The sequence below is a fragment of the Mycobacterium riyadhense genome (assembly GCF_963853645.1).
Taxonomy (GTDB): domain Bacteria; phylum Actinomycetota; class Actinomycetes; order Mycobacteriales; family Mycobacteriaceae; genus Mycobacterium; species Mycobacterium riyadhense.
The window spans coordinates 434,292-452,909 of sequence record NZ_OY970457.1; the positions used below are offsets into that span (position 1 = coordinate 434,292).

Sequence of the window (18,618 nt, forward strand, 5' to 3'; positions counted from 1 at the left end):
CACATGGCGTTTGTGTTCGTGTCTTCGGAGGTGTTGGCTGCGGCGGCGGCGGATTTGTCGGCGTTGGGGTCGACGATTGGTGCGGCCAGTGCGGCGGCGGCGGGGGCTACGACGGGGTTGGCTAGTGCTGCGCAGGATGAGGTGTCGGCGGCGATCGCGGGGTTGTTTTCTCAGCATGGGCGCGATTATCAGGTGTTGGCGGGGCGGGTGGCGGGGTTTCATGACGAGTTCACTCGGGCGTTGGCTGTGGGTGGGCGGGTGTATGCGGGGGCCGAGGCGGTCAATGTCGGTCAGTTGGTGCTTGATGCGGTCAACGCGCCGACTGAGGTGTTGGTGGGGCGGGCGTTGATTGGTGATGGTGCTGATGGGGCTAGTGGTGCGGTGGGTCAGCGTGGTGGTGATGGTGGGTTGTTGTTCGGTAGTGGGGGTAGTGGGGGTAGTAGCAGTGATCCGGGGGCGGCGGGGGGTGCGGGGGGTTCGGCGGGGTTGATCGGCAACGGCGGGGCCGGCGGAACGGGTGGGGCCGGGGGGACTGGTGGTGCCGGGGGCCGTGGCGGGTTGGTGTTGGGCAATGGTGGGGCTGGTGGGGCCGGTGGGAGTTCGACCGCGGTGGGGGCCACCGGTGGGATGGGTGGTGTTGGTGGTGCGACGGGGTTGTTTGGCCATGGCGGGGCGGGTGGGGCCGGTGGGGCCGACACCGTTGGTCATGGTGGTGACGGTGCTGCCGGGGGGCGCGGCGGCTGGCTTGTGGGTAACGGTGGTGCGGGTGGGGTTGGTGGGGCTGGCAGCATCTCGGGTGGTACGGGCGGGGCCGGTGGTAGCTCCGCGCTGTGGGGTCAGGGCGCTCAGGGTGGGGCTGGTGGGGCGGCCAGTGCGGGTGATGGTGCTGGCGGGGCGGGTGGGGCCGGTGGTCATGCCACCGTGGTGGGTTCCGGTGGTGCGGGTGGGGCCGGCGGCAGCAGCCCTGACGGTGATGGTGGTGCTGGTGGGGCTGCGGGGCGCGGCGGCTGGCTGGTCGGCAGTGGCGGGGCCGGCGGGGCCGGCGGGTCTGGTAGCACGAGCGGTGGGGCTGGCGGGGCCGGCGGCGACTCTGCGCTGGTGGGTCGGGGCGGGGTCGGCGGGGCTGGTGGGGCCGCTAGCGGTGGCGGCGGTCAGGGCGGGGCCGGCGGGGCCGCGGGCAGGGCCGGGTTGCTGGGGTCCGGCGGGGTCGGTGGGGCCGGTGGTAGCAGCCCCAGCGGTGATGGTGGTGATGGTGGGGCCGGGGGCCGCGGTGGGTGGCTTGTCGGTAACGGCGGGGCTGGTGGGGTCGGCGGCAACGGTGGTGACAGCGCCGGGAACGGCGCTGTCGGCGGTAATTCTGTGGTGTTTGGTCTAGGTGGTGATGGCGGTGCCGGTGGGGCGGGTAGCAGTGCCGGTGGTCATGGTGGGGCTGGGGGTCGTGGTGGGTGGCTGGTGGGCTCCGGGGGTGTTGGTGGGGCCGGTGGTGATGGCGGCGACACCGGTGGTCATGGCGGGGCCGGTGGGGATTCGGTGGTGTGGGGTCATGGTGGGCGTGGCGGGACTGGTGGTGATGGTGGCATTAGTGGTGGTCATGGTGGTGATGGCGGCGAGGCGTTGGTGGTGGGTCATGGTGGGCGCGGTGGGGCCGGTGGGACCGGTGGTGGTGATGGTGGTGATGGTGGGCGCAGTGGGTGGCTGCTGGGGGCCGGGGGTAGTGGTGGGGTGGGCGGGGCCGGGCATGCTGGTGGGGCGGGTCAAGATGGCGGTGACGGCGGTGATGGTGGTCGCGGTGGGGCCGGTGGGTGGTTCGGGTGGGCCGGTGATGGCGGCACCGGCGGGGTCGGTGGTGCTGGTGGGGCCGGGGTGGATGGGTTGGCCGATGAGGTCGGCGGCGATGGCGGGGCCGGTGGGGCTGGTGGGGTCGGTGGGGCTGGGGGTCAGCGTCCGCTGGTGTTCGGTGTTGCTGGTGATGGGGGCAGCGGTGGTGGTGGTGGGGCCGGCGGTGCCGGTGGGGCCGGTGGGGCGGGTACCAGCGCTGCGGGTGCTGGCGGCGGTGCCGGTGGTGATGGTGGAGCGGCCGGGGTGGGTGGGGCTGCTGGCGGTGGTGGCGGTGGGGCCGCGGGCAACGCGGGTGCTGGCGGCAAGGGCGGTGATGGTGGTGATGGTGGTGCCGGTGCGGCCGGTGTCGACGCCGCCGGGGGTTCGGGCGCCGATGGTGGTGTCGGGTTTGCTGGGGGTGCTGGTGGTGTCGGCGGCCAGGGCGGCAGCAGCGGTGTTGGTGGTGTCAACGGCGCCGGTGGTCAGGGCGGTGATGGCGGTGTCGGTGGCCAAGGCGGCGCTGGTGGATCGGGTGTCGACGCCGCCGGTGGTGACGGTGGGGCCGGCGGTCAAGGTGGTGCGGCCGGCGCCGGCGGTGCCGCGGGTAGCGGCGGGACTGGTGGGGCCGCGGGCGGCTTCGGTGACGGCGGTACCGGCGGCAAGGGCGGTGCTGGTGGGGCCGGGGACAGCGGCACGGATGCGGCCGTGGGTTCGGGTGCGGCCGGCGGGGCCGGGTTCGCCGGCGGCGCCGGCGGGGCCGGCGGCCAGGGTGGCAGCAGTGGTGCTGGTGGCACTAACGGCAGCGGCGGCCAAGGCGGCACCGGCGGCACCGGCGGCCAAGGCGGTGCTGGTGGATCGGGTGTCGATGCCGCCGGTGGTGACGGTGGTGTTGGTGGGGCCGGTGGGGCGGCCGGCCTCGGTGGTGCTGTGGGCAGCGGCGGGACCGGTGGGGCCGCGGGTAAGGCGGGTACCGGCGGCCAGGGTGGCGCTGGGGGTAACGGTGGTGCCGGTGACAGTGGTGCGGATGCGGCCGTGGGTTCGGGTGCGGTCGGCGGGGTCGGGTTTGCGGGCGGTGCTGGTGGGGCCGGTGGCCAGGGTGGCAGCAGTGGTGCTGGTGGTGTCAATGGCACCGGTGGTCAGGGCGGTAGCGGCGGCACCGGCGGCCAAGGCGGGGCCGGTGGATCCGGTATCGACGCGGCCGGCGGTGACGGTGGTGTTGGTGGGGCCGGTGGGGCGGCCGGCCTCGGCGGTGCTGTGGGCAGCGGCGGGACCGGTGGGGCCGCGGGTAAGGCGGGTACCGGCGGCCAGGGTGGCGCTGGGGGTAACGGTGGGGCCGGTGACAGTGGTGCGGATGCGGCCGTGGGTTCGGGCGCGGTCGGCGGGGCCGGGTTTGCTGGCGGGGCCGGCGGCCAGGGCGGCGCCGGGGCGCCAGCGGTGTTGGTGGTGTCAATGGCACCGGTGGTCAGGGCGGTACCGGCGGCACCGGCGGTCAAGGTGGGGCTGGTGGATCCGGTATCGATGCGGCCGGCGGTGACGGCGGTATCGGCGGCCAAGGTGGGGCGGCCGGCCTCGGTGGTGCGGCGGGTATCGGCGGGACTGGTGGGGCCGCGGGCGGCTTCGGTACCGGCGGTACCGGCGGTGTCGGCGGGACTGGTGGGGCCGGTGGAAGTGGTGTTGATGCGTTGGTCGGTTCGGGCGCGGCTGGTGGTGTTGGGTTTGCTGGCGGTGCCGGTGGTCAGGGTGGTGCGGGTGGCAATAGCGGCGCTGGTGGTGTCAATGGCACCGGCGGTACTGGCGGTATCGGCGGTACCGGCGGCCAAGGTGGTGCTGGTGGATCGGGCACCAACGCCGACGGGGGTGACGGTGGTGTTGGTGGTCAGGGCGGGGCGGCCGGCCTCGGTGGTGCGGCGGGTATCGGCGGGACTGGTGGGGCCGCGGGCGGTTTCGGTGACGGCGGCACCGGCGGCAAGGGCGGTGTCGGTGGGGCCGGTGACAGTGGTGTGGATGCGTTGGTGGGTTCGGGCGCGGCCGGTGGGGCCGGGTTTGCTGGCGGGGCCGGTGGGGCCGGTGGCCAGGGCGGCAGCAGCGGTGCTGGTGGTGCTAATGGCACCGGTGGTCAAGGCGGCACCGGCGGCGCCGGCGGTCAAGGTGGTGCTGGCGGATCGGGCACCGATGCCGCCGGCGGTGACGGTGGTGTTGGCGGCCAGGGCGGGGCGGCCGGTTCGGGCGGTTCGGCGGGTATCGGCGGGACTGGTGGGGCCGCGGGCGGCTTCGGTGACGGCGGCGCTGGCGGCAAGGGCGGTGCCGGTGGGGCCGGGGACAATGGTGTGGATGGGGCCATTGGTTCGGGTGCGACCGGTGGTGTTGGGTTTGCTGGCGGGGCCGGTGGTCAGGGTGGCGCCGGCGGCAGTAGCGGCGCTGGTGGTGTAAACGGCACCGGTGGTCAGGGCGGTATCGGCGGTACCGGCGGCCAAGGTGGTGCTGGTGGATCGGGCACCGATGCCGCCGGCGGTGACGGTGGTGTTGGTGGTCAGGGCGGGGCGGCCGGTTCGGGCGGTTCGGCGGGTAGCGGTGGGACTGGTGGGGCCGCGGGCGGTTTCGGTGACGGCGGCACCGGCGGCAAGGGCGGTGTCGGTGGGGCCGGTGACAGTGGTGTGGATGCGCTGGTGGGTTCGGGCGCGGTCGGCGGGATCGGATTTGCCGGCGGGGCTGGCGGCCAGGGCGGCGCCGGCGGCAGCAGCGGCGCCGGTGGTGTCAATGGCACCGGTGGTCAAGGCGGCACCGGCGGGCTCGGCGGCGCCGGCGGGGCCGGCGGATCAGGCACCAACGCCGCCGGCGGTGACGGTGGTGTTGGTGGGGTCGGTGGGGCGGCCGGTGCCGGCGGTGCGGCGGGTATCGGCGGGACTGGTGGGGCCGCGGGCGGCTTCGGTGACGGCGGCACCGGCGGCACTGGTGGTGTCGGTGGGGCCGGTGACAGCGGTGTGGATGCGCTGGTGGGTTCGGGCGCGGTTGGCGGGATCGGCTTTGCCGGCGGCGCAGGTGGGCAGGGCGGCACCGGCGGCAACTCGGGCAGCGGCGGCACCAACGGCACCGGCGGGGCCGGCGGAAACGGCGGCCAAGGGGGCACCGGCGGTGATGGTGGCAGCGGCCTGGGTGCCAGCGCCGCCGGCGGCAACGGCGGTACCGGCGGCAACGGTGGGGCGGCCGGCGCGGGCGGGACGGCCGGCACCGGTGGGGCCGGTGGGGCTGCAGGTAACGCGGGCACCGGCGGGCAAGGCGGCGTCGGCGGCAACGGTGGTCAAGGCGACAACGGCGCCGCGGGCGCATCCGGCGGCGGCACCGGCGCCACGGGCTTCGCCGGCGGCAAGGGCGGGGCCGGCGGCACCGGCGGCAACTCGGGCAGCGGCGGCACCAACGGCACCGGCGGGGCCGGCGGAAACGGCGGCCAAGGGGGCACCGGCGGTGATGGTGGCAGCGGACTGGGTGCCAGCGCCGCCGGCGGCAACGGCGGTACCGGCGGCAACGGTGGGGCGGCCGGCGCGGGCGGGACGGCCGGCACCGGTGGGGCCGGTGGGGCTGCAGGTAACGCGGGCACCGGCGGGCAAGGCGGCGTCGGCGGCAACGGTGGTCAAGGCGACAACGGCGCCGCGGGCGCATCCGGCGGCGGCACCGGCGCCACGGGCTTCGCCGGCGGCAAGGGCGGGGCCGGCGGCACCGGCGGCAACTCGGGCAGCGGCGGCACCAACGGCACCGGCGGGGCCGGCGGAAACGGCGGCCAAGGGGGCACCGGCGGTGATGGTGGCAGCGGCCTGGGTGCCAGCGCCGCCGGCGGCAACGGCGGTACCGGCGGCAACGGTGGGGCGGCCGGCGCGGGCGGGACGGCCGGCACCGGTGGGGCCGGTGGGGCTGCAGGTAACGCGGGCACCGGCGGGCAAGGCGGCGTCGGCGGCAACGGTGGTCAAGGCGACAACGGCGCCGCGGGCGCATCCGGCGGCGGCACCGGCGCCACGGGCTTCGCCGGCGGCAAGGGCGGGGCCGGCGGCACCGGCGGCAACTCGGGCAGCGGCGGCACCAACGGCACCGGCGGGGCCGGTGGAAACGGCGGCCAAGGGGGCACCGGCGGCCAAGGCGGGACTGGCAGCGACGGAATCAGCCAGACCGGCACCAAGGTCATCAACGGTGGTGGCGGCGACGGCTCTGCCGGCGGCAGCGGCGGCAACGGCGGCCACGGCGGCCTTGCCGGTGCCGGCGGCGCCGCCGGCAGCGGCGGCAGCGGCGGCAGCGCGGGCGCCAATGGCATCGGCGGCGGCGGCGGCAAGGGCGGCGACGGGGGCACTGGCGGCAACGGCGGCAGCGGCGCCAAAGGCATCGGCGTTGGCTGGTCCGGCGGCAATGGCGGCACCGGCGGCGTTGCCGGGGCCGGCGGCGATGGCGGAGCCGGCATTGATGGTGCCGGCGGCGGCACCGGAGGGGTCGGCGGCAGCGGCGGCAGCGGCGGCACCGGAGGTGGCGGCGGAGCCGGCTCTGTCTTTAGCAACGGTGGCACCGGTGGCGAAGGTGGTGGCGGCGGCAACGGCGGCAGGGGCGGCAACGGCGGCGCCGGCGCCGGCACCGGCGGCCAGGGCGGCACCGGCGGGGACTCCGGGACTGGCGGGAACGGCGGCGCTGGCGGTAGCTCCGGCGGCGCCGGCGGCGCTGGCGGCAACGGCGGTAGCGCCGGCAGCGGTGGCACCGGCGGTGACGGCGGCACGGGTGGCGGCGCGGGCGGGCAAGGCGGCAACGGCGGTGTCGGCGGCAACGGCGGCGAGGGCCACGATGGCAGCGGCAACAACGTCGGAGGCACCAGTGGCATCGGCGGCATCGGCGGCAACGGCGGCAACGGCGGCAGCGGCAACGGCGGCAACGGCGGCAACGGCGGCACCGGCGGCAACGGCGGCAACGCCACCTACACCGGTGGGCAGTCGGTTCAGGGTAGCGCTACCAGCGGGTCCAACGGCGGCAACGGCGGCAACGGCGGCAACGGCGGCAGCGCCTCAGGCGGCGGCAACGGCGGAAACGGCGGTGTCGGCGGCAACGGCGGTTCGGGCAATACGGGCGCCAACAATCTCGGTGCCGGCTATGCCGGTGGTGGTACCGGCGGCAACGGCGGGAGCGCCGGGACCGGCGGCAACGGCGGCGACGCTTCGGGCGGCGGTATCGGCGGCGCCGGCGGGAGCGGCGGGACCGGCGGCAACGGCGGCGCCGGCGGCTCCACGGACGGAATTTTTTGTTGGGGCGGCAACGGGGGCAACGGCGCCAACGGCGGCAACGGCGGCAACGGCGGCAACGGCGGCGGCGGGGGCGACGGCGGCGACGGCGGCAGCGGCGGCAGCGGCGGCAGCGCCGGCACCGCCGATACTGGTTCTGGCGGCACCCCCGGCATCCCCGGCAGCAACGGCGCCACCGGCGCCGACGGGCAGCCGGGGTCGTAATGGCATCTTTTAGTGCACATCGTGGCTGTTGATCTCCGCGAGTGCTTCAGCGAGATCGTCGGGTAGCGGGTCTGCGGCGGTGAGGATCTGGCGGCCGGCTCTGATCTGTACTGCGCGGTAGCGGCGAGCTATACGCACGAATTTCTCGATACTCCAAACCGGTTTGGCGCTCAATCCAGTGACTGAGCGCCATCGCGGCGAACACCACGGTCAGGTGAGCGTCGATCGAGTCGCGGGCGCGAGCGCGAATGTCAGCGGCAACAAGATATGCGCGGTTGGGGTTGTGGTGTTCAACATTTGCTGGGCCGGGCGGCGTTGAGTGGAGCTGTTGAGAACCAAGGTGTGTGCAATAGCCCTGGGCTGAGTCGGCCAGGGTCATAAGGTCGCGTCGTCGTTGTCGTGGGTTTGGGCTGCACGGGTCGGGCCGGCAAGGGCCGGGTCGTGCTGTGTCGACAGGAGGATGGCCATGGCGTTTGTGTTCGTGTCTTCGGAGGTGTTGGCTGCGGCGGCGGCGGATTTGTCGGCGTTGGGGTCGACGATTGGTGCGGCCAGTGCGGCGGCGGCGGGGGCTACGACGGGGTTGGCTAGTGCTGCGCAGGATGAGGTGTCGGCGGCGATCGCGGGGTTGTTTTCTCAGCATGGGCGCGATTATCAGGTGTTGGCGGGGCGGGTGGCGGGGTTTCATGACGAGTTCACTCGGGCGTTGGCTGTGGGTGGGCGGGTGTATGCGGGGGCCGAGGCGGTCAATGTCGGTCAGTTGGTGCTTGATGCGGTCAACGCGCCGACTGAGGTGTTGGTGGGGCGGGCGTTGATTGGTGATGGTGCTGATGGGGCTAGTGGTGCGGTGGGTCAGCGTGGTGGTGATGGTGGGTTGTTGTTCGGTAGTGGGGGTAGTGGGGGTAGTAGCAGTGATCCGGGGGCGGCGGGGGGTGCGGGGGGTTCGGCGGGGTTGATCGGCAATGGTGGGGCCGGCGGAACGGGTGGGGCCGGGGGGACTGGTGGTGCCGGGGGCCGTGGCGGGTTGGTGTTGGGCAATGGTGGGGCTGGTGGGGCCGGTGGGAGTTCGACCGCGGTGGGGGCCACCGGTGGGATGGGTGGTGTTGGTGGTGCGACGGGGTTGTTTGGCCATGGCGGGGCGGGTGGGGCCGGTGGGGCCGACACCGTTGGTCATGGTGGTGACGGTGCTGCCGGGGGGCGCGGCGGCTGGCTTGTGGGTAACGGTGGTGCGGGTGGGGTTGGTGGGGCTGGCAGCATCTCGGGTGGTACCGGCGGGGCCGGTGGTAGCTCCGCGCTGTGGGGTCAGGGCGCTCAGGGTGGGGCTGGTGGGGCGGCCAGTGCGGGTGATGGTGCTGGCGGGGCGGGTGGGGCCGGTGGTCATGCCACCGTGTTTGGTTCCGGTGGTGCGGGTGGGGCCGGCGGCAGCAGCCCTGACGGTGATGGTGGTGCTGGTGGGGCTGCGGGGCGCGGCGGCTGGCTGGTCGGCAGTGGCGGGGCCGGCGGGGCCGGCGGGTCTGGTAGCACGAGCGGTGGGGCTGGCGGGGCCGGCGGCGACTCTGCGCTGGTGGGTCGGGGCGGGGTCGGCGGGGCTGGTGGGGCCGCTAGCGGTGGCGGCGGTCAGGGCGGGGCCGGCGGGGCCGCGGGCAGGGCCGGGTTGCTGGGGTCCGGCGGGGTCGGTGGGGCCGGTGGGAGCAGCCCCAGCGGTGATGGTGGTGATGGTGGGGCCGGGGGCCGCGGTGGGTGGCTTGTCGGTAACGGCGGGGCTGGTGGGGTCGGCGGCAACGGTGGTGACAGCGCCGGGAACGGCGCTGTCGGCGGTAATTCTGTGGTGTTTGGTCTAGGTGGTGATGGCGGTGCCGGTGGGGCGGGTAGCAGTGCCGGTGGTCATGGTGGGGCTGGGGGTCGTGGTGGGTGGCTGGTGGGCTCCGGGGGTGTTGGTGGGGCCGGTGGTGATGGCGGCGACACCGGTGGTCATGGCGGGGCCGGTGGGGATTCGGTGGTGTGGGGTCATGGTGGGCGTGGCGGGACTGGTGGTGATGGTGGCATTAGTGGTGGTCATGGTGGTGATGGCGGCGAGGCGTTGGTGGTGGGTCATGGTGGGCGCGGTGGGGCCGGTGGGACCGGTGGTGGTGATGGTGGTGATGGTGGGCGCAGTGGGTGGCTGCTGGGGGCCGGGGGTAGTGGTGGGGTGGGCGGGGCCGGGCATGCTGGTGGGGCGGGTCAAGATGGCGGTGACGGCGGTGATGGTGGTCGCGGTGGGGCCGGTGGGTGGTTCGGGTGGGCCGGTGATGGCGGCACCGGCGGGGTCGGTGGTGCTGGTGGGGCCGGGGTGGATGGGTTGGCCGATGAGGTCGGCGGCGATGGCGGGGCCGGTGGGGCTGGTGGGGTCGGTGGGGCTGGGGGTCAGCGTCCGCTGGTGTTCGGTGTTGCTGGTGATGGGGGCAGCGGTGGTGGTGGTGGGGCCGGCGGTGCCGGTGGGGCCGGTGGGGCGGGTACCAGCGCTGCGGGTGCTGGCGGCGGTGCCGGTGGTGATGGTGGAGCGGCCGGGGTGGGTGGGGCCGCTGGCGGTGGTGGCGGTGGGGCCGCGGGCAACGCGGGTGCTGGCGGCAAGGGCGGTGATGGTGGTGATGGTGGGGCCGGTGCGGCCGGTGTCGACGCCGCCGGGGGTTCGGGCGCCGATGGTGGTGTCGGGTTTGCTGGGGGTGCTGGTGGTGTCGGTGGCCAGGGCGGCAGCAGCGGTGTTGGTGGTGTCAACGGCGCCGGTGGTCAGGGCGGTGATGGCGGTGTCGGTGGCCAAGGCGGCGCTGGTGGATCGGGTGTCGACGCCGCCGGTGGTGACGGTGGGGCCGGCGGTCAAGGTGGTGCGGCCGGCGCCGGCGGTGCCGCGGGTAGCGGCGGGACTGGTGGGGCCGCGGGCGGCTACGGTGACGGCGGTACCGGCGGCAAGGGCGGTGCTGGTGGGGCCGGGGACAGCGGCACGGATGCGGCCGTGGGTTCGGGTGCGGCCGGCGGGGCCGGGTTCGCTGGCGGCGCCGGCGGGGCCGGTGGCCAGGGTGGCAGCAGTGGCGCCGGCGGCACCAACGGCAGCGGCGGCCAAGGCGGCACCGGCGGCACCGGCGGACAAGGCGGCACCGGCGGATCAGGCACCAACGCCAACGGCGGTGACGGCGGCACCGGCGGTAACGGCGGAGCGGCCGGGGCGGGCGGGGCCGCAGGCACCGGCGGCGCCGGAGGAGTCGCCGGCAGCTTCGGTGACAGTGGCACCGGCGGCAAGGGCGGCACCGGCGGTGCCGGCGGCCAGGGTGCCACCAGTGAGAGCACCGGCGTCGGCGAAACCGGCTTTACCGGCGGCCAAGGCGGCACCGGTGGACAAGGCGGCACCAGCGGCACCGGCGGCACCAACGGCAACGGCGGCCAAGGCGGCACCGGAGGCACCGGAGGCAACGGGGGCAACGGGGGTGCCGCCGCTGCCTCCGACGGCGGTGACGGCGGCCAAGGCGGCACCGGCGGAGCAGCCGGGGCAGGCGGTGCTGCGGGCACCGGCGGCACCGGCGGGGTCGCCGGCAGCTTCGGCGACGGCGGCACCGGCGGCAAGGGCGGCACCGGCGGCAAGGGCGGCACCGGCGCCAGCGCCGCCGCAGGCTCGGGCGCAGACGGCGGGACCGGGTTCGCCGGCGGGGCCGGCGGCCAGGGCGGCCAAGGCGGCGCTAGCGGCACCGGCGGCACCAACGGCAGCGGCGGCCAAGGCGGTACCGGCGGCACCGGCGGCCAGGGCGGCACCGGCGGATCAAGCATCAGTGCCGACGGTGGTGATGGCGGCACCGGCGGCGTCGGCGGGGCAGCCGGGGCAGGCGGTGCTGCGGGCACCGGCGGCACCGGCGGGGCCGCCGGCAGCTTCGGCACCGGCGGTACCGGCGGCAAGGGCGGCACCGGCGGGTGGCGGCGGCCAGGGCGCCAGCGGCGAGGGCCCCGGCGTCGGCGGAACCGGCTTCACCGGCGGCCGGCGGCACCGGCGGCCAAGGCGGCGCTAGCGGCGCCGGTGGCACCAACGGCAGCGGCGGCCAAGGCGGCACCGGCGGCACCGGCGGCCAAGGCGGCACCGGCGGATCCGGCATCAGTGCCGACGGTGGTGACGGCGGCACCGGCGGCACCGGCGGGGCAGCCGGGGCAGGCGGTGCCGCCGGCACCGGCGGCACCGGCGGGGTCGCCGGCAGCTTCGGCACCGGCGGCACCGGCGGCAAGGGCGGCACCGGCGGCGACGGCGGCCAGGGCACCAGCGGCGAGGGCCCCGACGTCGGCGGAACCGGCTTCACCGGCGGCCAAGGCGGCACCGGCGGCCAAGGCGGCAACAGCGGCGCCGGTGGCACCAACGGCAGCGGCGGCCAAGGCGGCACCGGTGGCACCGGCGGCCAAGGCGGCACGGGCGGTGATCAGGGGCTGATCGGCGACGGCGGTGATGGCGGCACCGGCGGCACCGGCGGGGCGGCCGGGGCAGGCGGTGCCGCGGGCACCGGCGGCACCGGCGGGGTGGCCGGCAGCTTCGGCGACGGCGGCACCGGCGGCAAGGGCGGCACCGGCGGCGCCGGTGCCCCCGGTACCAACGCCGCCGCAGGCTCGGGCGCAGACGGCGGCACCGGCTTCACCGGCGGCCAAGGCGGCACCGGCGGCCAAGGCGGCAACAGCGGCGCCGGTGGCACCAACGGCAGCGGCGGCCAAGGCGGCACCGGCGGTACCGGCGGCCAAGGCGGCACCGGCGGATCAGGCACCAAGGCCGACGGCGGTGACGGCGGCACCGGCGGAGACGGCGGAGCAGCCGGGGCAGGCGGTGCCGCAGGCACTGGCGGCACCGGCGGCACGACCGGCAACGCGGGCACCGGCGGAGACGGCGGCACCGGCGGGACCGGCGGCCATGGAAGTACCGGCAGCAGCGGCGCAGTCGGTACCACAGGCGGCACCGGCTTCGCCGGCGGCACGGGCGGCCAAGGCGGCCAAGGCGGATCGGCTGCCGCCGGCGGCACCAACGGCAACGGCGGCCAAGGCGGCACCGGCGGCGACGGCGGCCAAGGCGGGGCCGGCGGCAACGCCGACTCAACCAACACCGGCGGCCACGGGGGCCTCGGTGGCAACGGCGGCGCCGGGGGCGCCGGAGGCATCAGCGGCACCGGTGCCGGGGCGGCAGGCGACGGGGGCGGTGGCGGACAAGGTGGCACGGGGGGTACCGGCGGCAACGGCGGCGTGGGCTTCGGACTGAACACCGGGGGCGACGGCGGCACCGGCGGCTCCGGCGGCATCGGCGGGACCGGCGGGACCGCCGCGGCCGGCGGCGTGAACGGCTCCGGCGGCACCGGCGGCTCCGGCGGCATGGGCGGTGGCGGTGGGGCTACCAATGTCGCTGGCACCGCCGGGGGCAATGGCGGTGACGGCGGTGCCGGGGGCGACGCCGGCTCTGGTGCCGGCGCTGCGGGCAACGGGGGCACCGGCGGCGCCGGCGGCAACGGTGCTACAGGCAGTCTTGCTGGCGCGGGTACCGGTCAGGACGATACTTTGCAAGGCGGATCAGGCGGCAACGGCGGTGCGGGCGGTACTGGCGGCAGCGCCCCCACGGGTGGCGTGAACGGCGACGGCGGCCGAGGCGGCAACGGTGGTGACGGCGGCCCCGGCAGCAACCCCATTAACGGCGTTGCCACCGGCGGCACCGGCGGCACCGGCGGTGCCGGTGGCACCGGCGGGCATTCGGGCACTGGTGCCGGTACCGTGGGCGTCGGGGGAGACGGTGGTTTGGGCGGAAACGGCGGCGTGGGCGGCACCGGAGCTCCCAACAGCAGCGGCCAGGGTGCCACCGGCGGCAAGGGCGGCACCGGCGGCGTGGGCGGCGAGGGCGGCGATAGCACCGCCGGCGGCACCGGCGGCACCGGCGGCCAAGGCGGCACCGGCGGCACCGGCGGCCAAGGCGGCACTGGCAGTAGCTCGCAGCCCGGTAACACCGGCGACGACGGTGATATCGGCAATGCCGGCACCGGCCCCAGCGGCAGCACCGGCGGCACCGGCGGTACCGGCGGTTCTGGCGGTGCCGGCGGCACCGGCTCCGCCTAGCATGTATGGAACGGCCGGCCCGTGTGGTTCCGTTGGGTCGTGGGTTGTCTCACGATCGTGGCGGGGCAGAGCTGTCCATTGACAAGAGCCACTGCGGAAAGGGCCGGCCGTTATGCCTAGTGTTACTCAGCTGGACCTGGTGTTTCTAGCCGCTTGAGGATCGACTTTCGACAATTTGTTGGCGATGTGGAATGAGTTTCTTGCGCCGAATCCTCAAGCGGCTAGGGGTGTTTCGATGGCGAGATCGGTGAACAGTGTTTGCATGTCGATGCGGATTCGTTCGTAGTCACGGTCGACGCGTGTCCAATGCGCGGGTTTGCGTCCCATCTTCGGGCTGTGCACGCCAGCGAGGATCGGGGCGATGATCTGGTCACGCAGGGTGAGCAGGGCGGCGATGGTGCGCGCCGCCAGCGCTGAAACCCGGTAGCGGCGGGCGCGGCCGGGTTTGTCAACGAGCTGTTTGCCGCGCAGTTTGCGCAGGTCGTAGCCCGCCTAGCGGACGTTGTAAGCGCTGTCGTCTACCCCGGTGAGGGCGTGGACTTTGGCGGCGAACTCGGCGACGGTGAACCCGTTGGGCGCGGGCGCCAACGCCAACACGCCGCGCAGCGCCTCATGCATGCGGGGTCTGTTGAGGTCGACACCGCCGATGCGGGAAGCGCCCAGCGTCGATCCGGTGGGCAGCTCATCGAGGATGCCGTCGTCGAGAAATCCGGTGTCTACACAGTCCAAGGCGGTGGCGAACCGCTCGGCGATACCGGCCAGCTGAGTGACGATCTGCGGAAACTTCTCGATCATGCGCCCGCAGCGCAAATCGGCGGTATTGTGCGCGATCGCCTCGAAGCGAAGCACGCGTTCGCCTTTGGTATAGGCCTTGCCGGTCAGCCGCCCGAAGTGCAGCTTGAACACGGTCAGGTCATACGTAGGTGTCTCGATCGCGGCTTCGATCGCCGAGGAACCCTTGCGGGTGCGGTACGGGCGCCGCGCGGCGCCGAAGATGGTGCGGATTTTGGGCGCATCCAGCCGAGAACGGGTGCGATCCACCACAGCATCGAACACCTGCTGCATCCTGGCGCCCTCGGAAAAGATCAGGTTGCGGCTGTACTCGAGCTGGTAGACGGCGAATCCGTAACCGAATCCACTGCGCTGTTGCTCGTCAAGATCGAGCCCAAAACACAAACACGCCGAATAGATCCATCGTTGGCAGACCTGGCCCAGCCGCCCTACAGCCGCATCCTGCGACAAGGCATCTGCGATCCGGGCCAGGCCTGCGGGGTCGGCGATTGCGGTAAAGCAGTTGCCGGCCTTGGTAAATGCTATCCCCGCCGCGGCAGCTTGCCGAGCCACGAACTCATGCCCGTTGAGGATGATCTGCGCGCCGAACGGCGGATGCCCGCTCATCTTGATCGTCACGTGACCCCATTGCGGGTCGATGATGTGAAACGAATAGTGGTTGACGTATTCGCGTCTCCTCTCGATGTTGACGATTCGGCCGGTGTTCGGTGAGCGCTTCACCTTCCACACCGGCGCCGGGGCCTTGGTGACCAGCACCAAAAACACCCCGGTGCCGACCTCATGGGTGGCCAGATACTCCTCGGCGATACGGTGCTTGCGCTCTCCGGACTTGCAGAAGATCACCGGTACCGCGTTGGCTGCGCCCCAGGCCTTGACCCGGCGCGCGAACCGCCCCGCCATCCGCATCAGATGCGTGTTGTCCAACTCGTCGTCGCTGCCGTCGTGCAGCCGCCGCCACCAGGTGCGTAACCCACCCTGGTGGTATCCCAGCGGGTAGAACGCGTTGAGCACGATCCGATCCACGCAGTCATAACTGCCGGTCACCAAATCCGAATACCGCAGGCTGAACTCATCGCTGGACACCCGCTCAACCTACGAAACCACCCGCCCACGTGAGGTGAAACTGCCCGAAGGGCCACCGCCGCCGGGCGAAGTCCCGGCTGCGGCGTAGAACAACTTTTCAGAGGCCACTTGACAGGGCAGTCCCACATCAGAACGGCGCTGATGTAAGGCCCCTGGTGGGGTTGATGTCTGCAGCATTCAAGGTTTGACCGCAAGCGGCGCGCGGTGCGATCCCCTTGGGCGACCTCTGAAGGCGTACCCGCAGGTATTGATGGCTGGGTTACGCGATGGCCCAGTCACCGGGTCCGTGGTGTAGGCCCAGGGGGCCAGTCGGGCGAGGTTGAGTGCGCTGGCTCGAGTCAAGATGTCGGTCAGGATCCGTTTTGTGCCACGGCAGCGGGCGTTGCGCCCACCCCAGGGCCGGCGGGTGAAGTGGCCGATTTTTCGTTCGACGACGGGCCGATAGGTCCAGTAATCCTGGCGCCGGTCCGGGTCTTTTGACGGGCCTTGGCATGCTGCAGCGCGGCTTCATGCGGGTGGATGCTGGTCACGCGTCTCCGGTGGGCTTTCGTGCACGCCGACCGCAGCGGGCAAGACCCGCACAGCGCGTCGAAGCGGGCCAACCGCTGCCGGCGGCCCTCGCGGATGACCACCGTGTGCTGGGCCGGGCACGTGACCGTGCCGGCTGCCAGGTCAATGCTGAACCGGTCTTTGGAATAGCCGTTGGCGTTACGCACCGGGGGGACTTTGGCGCGCATGTCATGGCCTCGTGTGGTCTGCTCATCCAGGGTCGCTCCGTCGGCGTAGGCCGAATCCCCTCAAAATGTTTCGACTCACCGCCGTCTCGTGAGCCACTGCGAGAGTCCGTGGCGGTGTCGACAGGCTCGCCGGCGGTCGTCTCGGTGCCGGCGACAGGCTCACCGCCAGCCGGTTGGGAGTCGGCGCCAGAATCACTGACGGCGGGCCGGACATGACCATCAGATGCGCCCGTGGCGGGTTAGTCGAGCAGTTCATCGATGACCTCGCGGTCAGAAGTGTTGGCCGCCGTGACGGCCACCGCGGTAACCCACTCATCAAAGGGATCAACCCCCAGGTGGCTCTTGTACCCATCGAATCGAAGGTCCGCGCCCGCGACTTGTGCCCATGGCGGGCCTCTGTACGGTAGGGCTGGCTATGTGGGCACCAGTGGTGCGGCCGGAGGCGGCGTTGGCGGCACTGGCCTGAGCGGCAGTGCGGGTGGTACTGGCGGATATGGCGGCTCGGCCGGTGCCGACGGCGTCAACGGTAACGGTAGTGCCGGTGGTGCCGGTGGTGGCGGTGGCCAAGGTCGTGTCGGTGGGGACGGCGGTAGCGGTGTGGGCTACGGCGTCGCCGGCGGTGATGGTGGAACGATGGGGCCGCGGGGCCGGCGGAAATGGCGGAGGCGGAGGAGACGGCGGAACCGGCGGCAACGGCGGAGGCGGAGGAAGAGGAGACGGCGGCAACGGAGGCGGCGGTACCGGCGCCGGTGCCGCCGGAGGTACTGGCGGAACCCCTGGCACCCCGGGTACCGGACCCGGTGGCCAGGGCCCCTCAGGAAGCGGCGGCACCAACGGCGCTTCGGGCGCCGATGGGTGACACGGATGATTATCCGGAGGCGAAATCACAACTCCCCGTTCAAATTTAAAATTCAAGACTCGCATAAGTGGCGCCGCCGCTAGCGGGATCAATTGGAGGACAAGCGATGATCGAATTGCCATGCACAGATGCGGATTATTCATCCGCGGGGCAGACGTTTTCGCGAGCTTGTGGATTTTGGCTTTCGCCTAGCAGAGACCGCTGGGAATCCCGCGAGCGGGAGTGGTCTCCTGCGTGGGCATTATCTGAGGGAAGGGCACCCGATAGGGGGGAGTTACCTGCGCCATAGTCGCGACGGTGTCGGGAACGCACTGCACCTGTTGCGGCACGGCCTGCAATGCGGGGTGGTCCAAGAACGGTGCCGATGAGTTGGGTGGGACGGCGAAATTGAAGGTTGACGTCATATCGCCGGTCACACTTCTGCGCCAGGTGGTCAGGTTGGGAACCGGCACACCGAACCGTTTCTCGAGCAACCGCAGTTGCGAGGTGTGGTCGAAGGTGTCATGCACCATCAGCGGCCCACGGCTGTAGGGAGAGATGACGATGCAGGGGACCCGATAGCCCAGACCAATCGGCCCGCGGATGCCGCCGGACCCGTTGACCGCGTCGATGTCGGGGACCGTGACGTATTCGCCGGGAGTTCCCGGCGGTGCGGTAGTGGGTGTGACGTGGTCAAAGAAGCCCCCGTTTTCGTCATAGCTGACGATCAATGCGGTCTTTTCCCACACCGCGGGATTGGACAGCAAAATCCGGAGGAGATTGACGATCGCGGTGCCGCCGACGGCCGGTGCTACCGGAAGTGCGGGATGTTCGGATGCCTGGAACCCGGGCAGCACCCACGAAACCTGTGGCAGCCTGTTGGTTGCGACGTCGGCGATGAAGTCCCCGGGATAAGTGGGGGCGATGCCGTAGCGGGCAATGTTTGAGCGCGGATCTTGGGCCTGTTTGAAGTCGACGAGCATCCCGTTGTAGCCAATGACCGTGTTGTTAAGCGCCCCCAGAAGCTTGTTTTGGTACAGCTTCCAACTGATGCCGGCATCGCTGAGGTTGTCCGGCATGGTGCGCCAACTGAATTGGCCTTGCGGTTGGATGGTGGGGTCTATGAGCAGCGGGCCGCCCTGGACCCCATCGGGATCGATCCATGCGCTTATCCAGTACAGCCGGTTCGGCGAGGTTCCGCCTAGCAGCGAACAGTGATAGCCATCGCAGATGGTGAAGGTATCGGCCAGTAGATAGTGGATCGGTTGGTCTTGGCGGGTGTAATAGCCCATCGTCACCGGGACGTTGCCGTGCACGGTTTGTTTTGCGGCCTGCGCGGGCAACCAATTGTCGTTGGCGCCGTTGTTCCATGACTGGTGGATCGTGATCCATTGGTGGGCAGGGGTGTTCACGCACGCGCCGTTGAGCACAGGGCCCCTGGTGGTGTCGAAACGGTACGGGATCGTGACCCCGGCGGCGTCAATCGACTGTGTCTGAGGGTTCCAGCCCTTTTGCTGGAATAATGGCGAGGGCGTGTTGAAGCCATTGACGCCCGACAGTGAGCCGAAGTAGTGATCGAATGACCGGTTCTCCTGAAGCAGGAACACGAAGTGCTCGATATCGGTCAAATGGCCACCACACGGACCCGCCCCGTACGCCTTCTCGATCACCGGGCCGACCAAGGACATCACTGCGCCGGCGCTGCTTGCCGCGGCGAGCCTGGCCATAAACTCTCGCCGAGACATGCCATCAACTGGATGTTTGCCCACCACCACGTCCTTCCCGCCAC

Annotated in this window: 7 protein-coding genes and 2 pseudogenes; 4 read left to right on the forward strand and 5 right to left on the reverse strand. The window is 72.8% G+C overall.

Features of this window, described 5'->3' with window-relative positions:
• Nucleotides 1-3: 3 nt before the first annotated feature.
• Nucleotides 4-4,248: a PE family protein gene (locus AADZ78_RS28720; protein ID WP_341343663.1), complete on the forward strand. Its 4,245-nt coding sequence runs from the start codon at nucleotides 4-6 to the stop codon at nucleotides 4,246-4,248.
• Nucleotides 4,146-7,289 (forward strand): hypothetical protein, encoded by a 3,144-nt coding sequence (locus tag AADZ78_RS29385; RefSeq protein ID WP_423752195.1) that lies wholly within the window; start codon nucleotides 4,146-4,148, stop codon nucleotides 7,287-7,289. Before AADZ78_RS28720 ends, AADZ78_RS29385 begins: the two co-directional genes overlap by 103 nt.
• A 9-nt stretch (nucleotides 7,290-7,298) precedes the next feature.
• Here the strand turns inward: AADZ78_RS29385 and AADZ78_RS28725 are convergent.
• Nucleotides 7,299-7,530 (reverse strand): annotated as a pseudogene (locus tag AADZ78_RS28725) (IS1634 family transposase); the annotation flags it as partial.
• Nucleotides 7,531-7,755: 225 nt separating this feature from the next.
• Between AADZ78_RS28725 and AADZ78_RS28730 the strand changes: the two are divergent.
• Nucleotides 7,756-11,727: a PE family protein gene (locus AADZ78_RS28730; protein ID WP_423752189.1), complete on the forward strand. Its 3,972-nt coding sequence runs from the start codon at nucleotides 7,756-7,758 to the stop codon at nucleotides 11,725-11,727.
• A gap of 1,865 nt (nucleotides 11,728-13,592) precedes the next feature.
• Here the strand turns inward: AADZ78_RS28730 and AADZ78_RS28740 are convergent.
• The 3 genes and pseudogenes from AADZ78_RS28740 to AADZ78_RS29390 form a co-directional block, all read right to left on the reverse strand.
• Nucleotides 13,593-13,721, reverse strand: a complete 129-nt coding sequence (locus tag AADZ78_RS28740; RefSeq protein ID WP_275579216.1) for a hypothetical protein — start codon at nucleotides 13,719-13,721, stop codon at nucleotides 13,593-13,595.
• 150 nt (nucleotides 13,722-13,871) lie between these two features.
• Complete coding sequence (locus tag AADZ78_RS28745; RefSeq protein WP_204903556.1) at nucleotides 13,872-15,254, reverse strand: hypothetical protein; 1,383 nt, start codon at nucleotides 15,252-15,254, stop codon at nucleotides 13,872-13,874.
• Nucleotides 15,255-15,513: 259 nt separating this feature from the next.
• A pseudogene (locus tag AADZ78_RS29390) lies at nucleotides 15,514-16,388 on the reverse strand (transposase); the annotation flags it as partial.
• Between the two features lie 75 nt (nucleotides 16,389-16,463).
• On the opposite strand from AADZ78_RS29390, the gene AADZ78_RS28760 reads away from it, so the two are divergent.
• Complete coding sequence (locus tag AADZ78_RS28760; RefSeq protein ID WP_169726415.1) at nucleotides 16,464-16,850, forward strand: hypothetical protein; 387 nt, start codon at nucleotides 16,464-16,466, stop codon at nucleotides 16,848-16,850.
• Between the two features lie 188 nt (nucleotides 16,851-17,038).
• Here AADZ78_RS28760 and AADZ78_RS28765 read toward each other — a convergent pair whose 3' ends face one another.
• A complete protein-coding gene (locus tag AADZ78_RS28765) occupies nucleotides 17,039-18,574 on the reverse strand; it encodes a phospholipase C (protein WP_085253053.1) in 1,536 nt (511 codons plus the stop codon).
• Between the last annotated feature and the right edge of the window lie 44 nt (nucleotides 18,575-18,618).